Source organism: Salimicrobium humidisoli, assembly GCF_002295105.1.
Taxonomy (GTDB): domain Bacteria; phylum Bacillota; class Bacilli; order Bacillales; family Halobacillaceae; genus Salimicrobium; species Salimicrobium humidisoli.
In genome coordinates this window covers 42,078-49,647 of sequence record NZ_NSGH01000018.1, presented here as the reverse complement: position 1 = coordinate 49,647, position 7,570 = coordinate 42,078, and the positions used below count along the sequence as shown (strand labels likewise).

The following is a 7,570-nucleotide window of genomic DNA, read 5'->3' as shown; positions in this document are numbered from 1 at the left end:
GGCTTTCGCCGGCACGACCGGTTGCGGGCCCGCATTCTGATGCATCACCAATTCAAGAACGTAGGCAAGCACCTAGGATAAAGGGGCGGAGGAAAAGATCCTCCACCCCAACATTTGAAATAGAACCTGAAAAGGAGGAAACCTGATGGATCAACAGAAAAAGACCCCATTATATGAAGAGTTTGTCAGATTGGGAGCGAAGACGATTAACTTTGGCGGCTGGCAGATGCCGGTACAGTTTACGGGCATAAAAAAAGAACATGCAGCCGTAAGGGAAGCTGCAGGGCTCTTCGATGTTTCCCACATGGGAGAAATATCGGTCAAAGGAGAAGAGGCAACAGCTTTCTTGAACAGCGTGCTTACTAATGATGTAGAAAAACTGAGCGAAGGAAGAGCCCAATACACGATGATGTGTTATGAAAACGGTGGGACTGTCGATGATCTGATCGTTTATTACCTCAATAAAAACGAATATTTACTTGTAGTTAATGCTGCTAACAAAGATAAGGATATGGAATGGCTGCTTGCCCATCAGACGGGTGAAGTCGAAATCGATGATGTTTCCGCCTCCTACGCACAACTTGCCATTCAGGGTCCGAAGGCTGAAGAGATTCTTCAATCTCTTACGGACAATCAGCTTCAGGACATTAAGTTTTTCCGCTTTCATGCCGGGGTAAGTTTTGCCGGGGTAGAAGGGAAGGCACTAGTTTCCCGGACCGGTTATACCGGAGAGGACGGATTTGAAATCTATCTTCCCGCAGCGTCCGCTGTCGACTTATGGAAGGCGTGTCTCGAAGCGGGGGAAGAGTACGGGATTCAGCCGGTCGGTTTAGGTGCAAGGGACACGCTGCGCTTTGAAGCCGGTCTCCCGCTTTATTCCCAGGAGCTGTCCGAAAATATCACCCCGGTAGAAGCCGGGCTGGGCTTCGCGGTAAAAATAGACAAAGAGGCGGATTATCCCGGTAAGTCCGTCCTGAAGAAACAGAAACAGTCCGGGACCGGGAGGAAATTGGCCGGAATAGAAATGCTGGATAAAGGAATTCCGAGAACCGGATACGGGATTTACGATGAGGATGGCGAAAACATCGGTTTTGTTACTAGCGGCACTCAATCACCGACTCTCGGAAAAAACCTGGGTCTCGCCATTTTGAAAAAAGAATATACGGACATGGACCAGACATTATACGTAGAAGTAAGAAAGAAAATGTTAAAAGCCAAAATAATAAACACTCCATTTTATAAAAGGTAGGAGGTACGACGGATGGAATTCAGATATTTACCTATGACCGACGAAGATAAGTCTGTGATGCTGGAAACGATCGGGGCGGGGTCGACCGATGATTTATTTTCGGATATCCCTGAAAAGATCAGATTAAAAGAGGAAATGAAGCTGAAACCTCCTGAAAATGAATATGCTCTGATGAAGGAACTGAGGGAACTTTCCGAGAAGAACGCGAACATGCGTCAGTACACCTCGTTTCTGGGAGCGGGCGTATATGATCACTACATACCTTCAGTAGTTGATCACGTCATTTCAAGATCGGAATTCTATACAGCATACACCCCTTACCAGCCTGAAATTTCACAAGGGGAGCTGCAGGCTATTTTCGAATTTCAGACGATGATTGCCGAGTTGACAGGTATGGACGTCGCCAATTCCTCCATGTACGACGGCGGTACGGCGCTTGCAGAAGCTGTAACCCTTGCTGCGGCACAGTCGAAAGGGAAAAAAATATTACTTTCGGACACGGTGCATCCTGATTCACTGGAAGTAATAAAGACGTACGCCAAAGCACACGACCTGGAACTGGTGTTTCTTAATGAAGAGAACGGCACGATGGCGTTAGACGAGCTCGAAAATCATCTGTCGGAAGATGTTGCGGCAGTCGTAGCCCAGTACCCGAATTTCCTCGGGAAAGTCGAACCGCTCGGGGAGATAAAGAAAGCCATGAAAGACAAAGCTGAAAAGGCGATGTTCATCGTCTCTGCCAATCCGCTTGCTCTCGGATACCTGACTCCACCTGGGGACTTCGGGGCGGATATCGTAGTCGGTGATACACAGGTGTTTGGTATCCCGGCCCAGTACGGAGGGCCACACTGCGGATACTTTGCCGTTACGAAAAAACTGATGAGGAAAGTTCCCGGAAGGCTCATCGGAGAAACGGTGGATGAAAAAGGAGAAAGAGGCTTCGTTCTGACGCTTCAGGCCAGGGAACAGCATATCCGCAGAGAGAAAGCGACATCGAATATCTGTTCCAACCAGGCACTGAATGCTCTTGCTTCAAGTGTTGCACTTACATCACTCGGCAAGGAAGGCCTGGTTAAAATGGCGAAAATGAATATTCAGAAAGCGATGTATCTGCGAAAGTGTGTAATAGAAAAAGGAATGAGTCTGCTTGTGGATGGCCCGTTCTTTAACGAACTGGCTATCAGACTTCCTGTTCCGGTCAGGGAAGCCAACGAGTATTTGTTCGACCACGGGATCATAGGTGGTTTCGATCTTGGAAAGATAGACAGTAAATATGAGAACTGCATGCTGGTAGCTGTAACTGAACTCCGTTCCAAAGATGAAATTGAAGAATTTGCACAGTTGTTGGGGGGATTAGATGAATAACGAGGCGTATCCACTTATATTCGAAAGAAGTACCGCTGGGCGATCCGGGTTCAGTCTTCCTGAAAATGATGTGGAGGACATGGAGATTGAAAGCATGTTTGAAGATGAATACATCCGAAAAGAGAAGGCAGAACTTCCGGAAGTGAGTGAACTTCAGCTGATCAGGCATTATACAGGTCTTTCCACGAGGAACCACGGTGTGGACACAGGTTTCTACCCTCTCGGTTCCTGTACGATGAAATATAATCCAAAGCTGAATGAGGACGTAGCGCGACTTCCGGGCTTCAGTCACATTCACCCTTACCAGGAGGAGAGTACGGTGCAGGGGGCTCTCACATGGATGTATGATCTGCAGGAGTCTCTCTGTGAAATTACGGGTATGGACACCGTGACACTTCAGCCGGCAGCCGGTGCTCAGGGCGAATGGACAGGACTTATGATGATCCGGGCCTTCCATGAAAACAATGGGGACTACGGGCGGACCAAAGTTATTGTGCCTGATTCTGCTCATGGTACGAATCCTGCTTCCGCAACGGTAGCCGGGTTTGAAGCGGTAACAGTGAAGACGAACGAACGCGGGCTGGTGGACATTGAAGATCTTAAGCGGCTGGTCGACCATCAGACAGCTGCCCTTATGCTTACGAATCCTAATACTCTCGGTTTGTTTGAGGAAGAAATTCTTGTAATGGCGGAGGTCGTTCATGAAGCCGGAGGCAAACTGTATTATGACGGAGCGAACCTGAATGCGATCTTAGGGTACACAAGACCCGGAGATATGGGTTTTGATGTTGTTCACTTAAACCTTCACAAAACATTTACAGGGCCACACGGAGGAGGAGGACCGGGGTCCGGGCCGGTCGGGGTGACCGCCGAGTTTGACCCGTATCTGCCTAAACCGGTACTCGTGAAAAACAATGACGGCATTACGTTCGAGTACGAAAGACCTTCTTCCATAGGACGGGTGAAGCCTTATTACGGTAATTTCGGCATAAATCTGCGTGCTTACACTTACATCAGGACTATGGGTGCAGAAGGGCTCAGGAGAGTCAGTGAGTACGCTGTCCTTAATGCCAACTACATGATGCGGAAGCTTGAGAAATCATTTGAACTTCCGTACAAACAGCATTGCAAGCATGAGTTTGTAATTTCCGGAAAACTTCAGAAGAAGCAGGGGGTCCGGACGCTGGATATGGCGAAAAGACTGCTTGATTTCGGTTATCACCCGCCGACGATCTATTTCCCGATAAACGTCGAGGAAGCGATGATGATCGAGCCTACGGAAACAGAAGCCAAGGAAACGCTGGATGGTTTCATCGAAACGATGGAACAGATTGCGCTGGAAGCGAAAAACGAGCCTGAGAAAGTGCAGGAAGCCCCTCACTCGACAGTAGTGGGACGAATGGATGAAACGACTGCCGCGAGAAAGCCGGTACTGAAATACGACTTCAACAGATAACGGCATTGGCAGCATATGTAATAATAATAACCCCCGGATTTTCTATTGTCCGGGGGTTATTACTGTTATTTTTTTGCCTTGATTTTACCGTTCCACTTTTTAAATCCACCCTCGAGCTGATTCAGATCTTTGTAGCCTTTTTTGTGGAGAAGCATGGCTGCACGTGTCGATCTTGCTCCGCTCTGACAATAAAGGTAGACGGGTTTATCCTGACGTATTTCCGCTGTGCGGTTACGCATCTGTGAAAGAGGAATATTGCGTGCCCCGAGGATATGACCGCTATCGAATTCTTTCGGTTCCCTTACATCAATCAGTTGTGCTTTCCGGTACCCCTGTTTAAACTCATCTTCTGACAGCGTAGTTAGAATTTTTTTGGATTTCATATATCGATACACAGAAAAGGCAATGAAAATAATGACAATGCCCAGTAGAATCCACCAGTTCATAAAATCTTCCCCCTAATTAAGAATATTTCCTTATTAATTATAATCAGTTCCCTTTATAATTTCAAAGGTTTCCTTCCTGGAAAAGCCATCCACAAAAAGCAAGGAACAAATTCTTTTGAAAGAAATGATTTTGACCGATTTTACTTCGTTATACGCCTTCACGTTTCTTTATATATACGTTTACTGAGTTGACAAATTAAAAATACGTTGTTCAAAAACACAATATATTGTGTTTTTTAAAAAAAGAAGCACAATATATTGATTAACTTTTTGTGGATGTGGTATGTTACTAATTAGAAGATATGTTCCGGAAAGGGAGAGGATTACCATGACAACGAGTGCATCTGAAAAAGTTCACACAAAAATTAATGTACAACAGTTGAACGAGGATATCAAATTATTTCCTCAGGTTTTTGAGGTGAGTGATGACATGACCACCACCCATGATGGTGTCTCCAGGCTTGTAATGCTGGACAGGTATGCATTTAAGGATACAGAGAGACTGACGTTAAAAGAAGGGGACTTTGTCGTACTGACTGTCAAGGCTGATCCCAAGTTCCCTGCACGGGGATACGGTTTCATCGTCTCTATCGACTGGGAAACGAGAGAGGCTATGGTGAAAGTGGAAGATGAGTTTTCTCACGTGCTGGACGAAGAAGAAGCTGACGGAGTCGTGAAACGCGGTCTCGATACTATCGATAAACCTATGGAAGTTTATTACGAACAGATAGCCAAGAGAAATGCTGCGGGCCTCTCCCGGGTCGAGACTACCAAAGAAAGACAGGAACAGAGTTTCAGCGAATTCTATGAAGAACTCTCACAGATGAACTTCGTTCCTGCAGGCCGGGTGCTTTACGGGGCAGGTTCCGAAAAGGAAGTAACGTATTTTAACTGTTACGTTATGCCGTTCATCCAGGATTCCAGGGAAGGCATTTCGGATCATCGTAAACAGGTGATGGAAATTATGTCCCGGGGTGGAGGAGTCGGCACAAACGGCTCGACATTAAGACCGAGAAACACGTTGGCAAGAGGAGTGAACGGGAAGTCCTCAGGCTCCGTTTCCTGGCTCGATGACATAGCGAAACTTACTCACCTGGTCGAACAGGGCGGATCCCGCAGAGGGGCCCAGATGATCATGCTCGCCGACTGGCATCCGGATATTCTGGAGTTCATTATTTCCAAGATGCAGAACCCGAGAATTCTCCGCTATTTAATTGAAAATACAACGGACGAACAGATTAAACAGCTGGCGCAGGATAAGCTCAAATTCCAGCCTCTTTCCGAAAAAGAACGGGATCTTTATCAGAGTGTCGTTAATTTTAAGGGGATAGAAGGTCAGGGAGGATTTACAAACCAGTCCATCAGGGAGGCCGAAGAAAAACTCAGAGATGGCGGCACGTATTCCGTACATCACTCAGACTTTTTGAGCGGGGCCAATATTTCTGTATGTATTACAGACGAATTTATGGAAGCCGTTGAGAATGAAGCGTTCTACTCTCTTCGCTTTCCGGACGTGGAGTCATACACCGAAGAAGAAATGAAGTATTACAATGAAAACTGGCAAGACTCCGGAGATGTAAGAGAATGGGAAGAAAAAGGACTGGGCGTACGTACTTACAGAAAAGTTGCGGCCCGGGAACTATGGGATCTGATTAACATTTGCGCAACTTATTCAGCAGAACCGGGGATCTTTTTCATCGACAATGCGAATGAAAAAACAAATGCTACGGCGTATGGACAGAAAGTTGTTGCGACCAATCCTTGTGGGGAACAGCCACTGGCTCCCTGGAGCGTGTGTAACCTTGCAGCCGTGAATCTGGCAGAGATGGCTGATAAGGAAAACAAAACGGTTGATTACGAAAAGTTGAAACATACAGTAAGCGTCGGAGTACGCATGCAGGATAACGTTATTGATTCCACTCCTTACTTCCTGGAGGAAAACAAAAGACAGGCTCTGGGAGAACGCCGGGTAGGCCTTGGTGTAATGGGTCTTCATGATCTGCTCATTTATTGTGAGACGGAATATGGGTCGGAAGAAGGCAATAAACTGATCGACGAAATTTTCGAAACGATTGCCGTAACCGCCTATGAAGCTTCGATTGAACTTGCTGGCGAGAAAGGCAGTTTCCCATTCATAGAAGGGGAATCACCGGAAGATACGAAAGAAAAGAGAAGTCAATTCGTTAACACAGGATACATGAAAGGGATGCCGGAACACGTAAGAGAAGGAGTGATGAGAAACGGAATCCGGAACTCTCACCTGTTGACCGTGGCTCCTACCGGTTCCACAGGAACCATGGCCGGAGTGAGTACCGGTCTGGAACCATATTTCTCCTTCTCCTATTACAGAAGCGGCCGTCTCGGGAAATTTATAGAAGTGAAGGCGGATATCGTTCAGGAATATCTGGATCGTACGCCTGGAGCTGATGAAAATAATCTGCCTCACTGGTTCGTAACGGCTATGTCCATGACTCCGGAAGCTCATGCTGATGCCCAGTGTGTAATTCAGAGATGGGTGGACAGTTCAATTTCGAAAACGGTGAACGCTCCCAAAGGTTACACTGTGGAACAGGTCCAGTCCGTTTACGAACGGTTGTACGATGGCGGTGCAAAAGGTGGTACCGTTTATGTAGACGGCAGTCGTGACTCCCAGGTTTTAACCCTGAAAGCCGAACAAAGTGAATTCGACGGGGAACAAGAATCCTTTGAGTTCGAAGATGAAAAAAGAAAAGTGGTTCTCATGGATACTGTACAGGAGCTGCAGTCCACTAACGTCTCTATCGGATCGGAAATCGGTGATACATGTCCTGTATGCAGACAGGGGACGATTGAAGATATCGGAGGCTGTAACACTTGTACGAATTGTAATGCTCAGTTGAAATGCGGTCTCTAAAAAGTGTCAAAGTGAAGATATTTTAAGACTTATATGTATAAGAAGGACCCGGACTCTGTCAGAACAGTCCGGGTCTTCGATATATGCAGAACGATATTCCGCCATTGGTCCGGAAATCTTCGTAACGACCCTGACATAAAATGGAACGGATATTTTCACGT

5 protein-coding genes are annotated in these 7,570 nt (G+C 46.6%); 4 read left to right on the top strand and 1 reads right to left on the bottom strand.

The genetic code is table 11. From position 1 onward, the window contains the following. The first annotated feature begins 145 nt into the window (after positions 1-145). Genes gcvT through gcvPB form a run of 3 tightly spaced genes read left to right on the top strand, consistent with a single transcriptional unit; the run spans position 146 to position 4,070 of the window. Complete coding sequence (gene gcvT / locus CKW00_RS10920; protein WP_095822592.1) at positions 146-1,249, top strand: glycine cleavage system aminomethyltransferase GcvT; 1,104 nt, start codon at positions 146-148, stop codon at positions 1,247-1,249. A 12-nt stretch (positions 1,250-1,261) separates the two neighbouring features. Further along, positions 1,262-2,614 carry an aminomethyl-transferring glycine dehydrogenase subunit GcvPA gene (gene gcvPA / locus CKW00_RS10915; RefSeq protein WP_095822591.1) on the top strand — a complete coding sequence of 451 codons (1,353 nt, stop codon included), beginning with the start codon at positions 1,262-1,264 and terminating at the stop codon, positions 2,612-2,614. After that, a complete protein-coding gene (gcvPB, locus tag CKW00_RS10910) occupies positions 2,607-4,070 on the top strand; it encodes an aminomethyl-transferring glycine dehydrogenase subunit GcvPB (protein ID WP_095822590.1) in 1,464 nt (487 codons plus the stop codon). Before gcvPA ends, gcvPB begins: the two co-directional genes overlap by 8 nt. Before the next feature lie 65 nt (positions 4,071-4,135). Here gcvPB and CKW00_RS10905 read toward each other — a convergent pair whose 3' ends face one another. Then, positions 4,136-4,516: a rhodanese-like domain-containing protein gene (locus tag CKW00_RS10905; RefSeq protein ID WP_095822589.1), complete on the bottom strand. Its 381-nt coding sequence runs from the start codon at positions 4,514-4,516 to the stop codon at positions 4,136-4,138. 328 nt (positions 4,517-4,844) lie between these two features. Here CKW00_RS10905 and CKW00_RS10900 point away from each other — a divergent pair, with 328 nt between their 5' ends. Further along, a complete protein-coding gene (locus CKW00_RS10900; RefSeq protein WP_095822588.1) occupies positions 4,845-7,409 on the top strand; it encodes a vitamin B12-dependent ribonucleotide reductase in 2,565 nt (854 codons plus the stop codon). Positions 7,410-7,570: the final 161 nt, after the last annotated feature.

Coding starts and splice junctions, on each gene's coding strand:
- gcvT (WP_095822592.1), top strand. CDS start 146: ATGGATCAACAGAAAAAGACCCCATTATATGAAGAGTTTGTCAGATTG.
- gcvPB (WP_095822590.1), top strand. CDS start 2,607: ATGAATAACGAGGCGTATCCACTTATATTCGAAAGAAGTACCGCTGGG.
- CKW00_RS10905 (WP_095822589.1), bottom strand. CDS start 4,516: ATGAACTGGTGGATTCTACTGGGCATTGTCATTATTTTCATTGCCTTT.
- CKW00_RS10900 (WP_095822588.1), top strand. CDS start 4,845: ATGACAACGAGTGCATCTGAAAAAGTTCACACAAAAATTAATGTACAA.
- gcvPA (WP_095822591.1), top strand. CDS start 1,262: ATGGAATTCAGATATTTACCTATGACCGACGAAGATAAGTCTGTGATG.